Origin of the sequence: Streptomyces sp. NPDC101118 (genome assembly GCF_044759445.1) — a bacterium.
In the GTDB taxonomy this organism is placed as follows: Bacteria; Actinomycetota; Actinomycetes; order Streptomycetales; family Streptomycetaceae; genus Streptomyces.
On sequence record NZ_JBIVZG010000043.1, the window covers coordinates 1 to 1,862 of the forward strand.

The window sequence follows — 1,862 nt, forward strand, 5'->3', positions numbered from 1 at the left end:
GCTGTGATGGGTAGGGGAGCGTCGTGTGCCGGGTGAAGCAGCGCCGGAAGGCAGTTGTGGACGGTTCACGAGTGAGAATGCAGGCATGAGTAGCGATACAAGAGTGAGAAACTCTTGCGCCGATTGACTAAGGGTTCCTGGGTCAAGCTGATCTGCCCAGGGTAAGTCGGGACCTAAGGCGAGGCCGACAGGCGTAGTCGATGGACAACCGGTTGATATTCCGGTACCCGCTTTGAAACGCCCAATATCGAATCAGACGATGCTAAGCCCGTGAAGCCGCCCTGGAGACTTCGGTCAAAGGGGAGTGGTGGAGCCGGTGACCCAGATCTGTAGTAGGTAAGCGATGGGGTGACGCAGGAAGGTAGTCCAGCCCGGGCGGTGGTTGTCCCGGGGTAAGGGTGTAGGCCGTGTGGTAGGCAAATCCGTCACACGTTAAGGCTGAGACCTGATGCCGAGCCGATTGTGGTGAAGTGGATGATCCTATGCTGTCGAGAAAAGCCTCTAGCGAGTTTCATGGCGGCCCGTACCCTAAACCGACTCAGGTGGTCAGGTAGAGAATACCGAGGCGTTCGGGTGAACTATGGTTAAGGAACTCGGCAAAATGCCCCCGTAACTTCGGGAGAAGGGGGGCCACGCTTGGTGATCGGATTTACTCCGTGAGCTGGGGGTGGCCGCAGAGACCAGCGAGAAGCGACTGTTTACTAAAAACACAGGTCCGTGCGAAGCCGTAAGGCGATGTATACGGACTGACGCCTGCCCGGTGCTGGAACGTTAAGGGGACCGGTTAGTGACCTTTCGGGGTTGCGAAGCTGAGAACTTAAGCGCCAGTAAACGGCGGTGGTAACTATAACCATCCTAAGGTAGCGAAATTCCTTGTCGGGTAAGTTCCGACCTGCACGAATGGCGTAACGACTTCTCGACTGTCTCAACCATAGGCCCGGTGAAATTGCACTACGAGTAAAGATGCTCGTTTCGCGCAGCAGGACGGAAAGACCCCGGGACCTTTACTACAGTTTGATATTGGTGTTCGGTTCGGCTTGTGTAGGATAGGTGGGAGACTTTGAAGCAGCCACGCCAGTGGTTGTGGAGTCGCCGTTGAAATACCACTCTGGTCGTGCTGGATGTCTAACCTCGGTCCGTGATCCGGATCAGGGACAGTGTCTGATGGGTAGTTTAACTGGGGCGGTTGCCTCCCAAAGGGTAACGGAGGCGCCCAAAGGTTCCCTCAGCCTGGTTGGCAATCAGGTGTTGAGTGTAAGTGCACAAGGGAGCTTGACTGTGAGACCGACGGGTCGAGCAGGGACGAAAGTCGGGACTAGTGATCCGGCGGTGGCTTGTGGAAGCGCCGTCGCTCAACGGATAAAAGGTACCCCGGGGATAACAGGCTGATCTTCCCCAAGAGTCCATATCGACGGGATGGTTTGGCACCTCGATGTCGGCTCGTCGCATCCTGGGGCTGGAGTCGGTCCCAAGGGTTGGGCTGTTCGCCCATTAAAGCGGTACGCGAGCTGGGTTTAGAACGTCGTGAGACAGTTCGGTCCCTATCCGCTGTGCGCGTAGGAATATTGAGAAGGGCTGTCCCTAGTACGAGAGGACCGGGACGGACGAACCTCTGGTGTGCCAGTTGTCCTGCCAAGGGCATGGCTGGTTGGCTACGTTCGGGAGGGATAACCGCTGAAAGCATCTAAGCGGGAAGCCTGCTTCAAGATGAGTATTCCCACCTCCTTGAGAGGGTAAGGCTCCCAGTAGACGACTGGGTTGATAGGCCAGATGTGGAAGCCCGGTAACGGGTGGAGCTGACTGGTACTAATAGGCCGAGGGCTTGTCCTCAGTTGCTCGCGTCCACTGTGTTAGTTCTGAAG

1 rRNA gene is annotated in these 1,862 nt (G+C 56.6%); it reads left to right on the forward strand.

The annotated features are described in order from the left end of the window. Positions 1–1,830, forward strand: a 23S ribosomal RNA gene (locus ACIQUQ_RS35230); the annotation flags it as partial. Between the last annotated feature and the right edge of the window lie 32 nt (positions 1,831–1,862).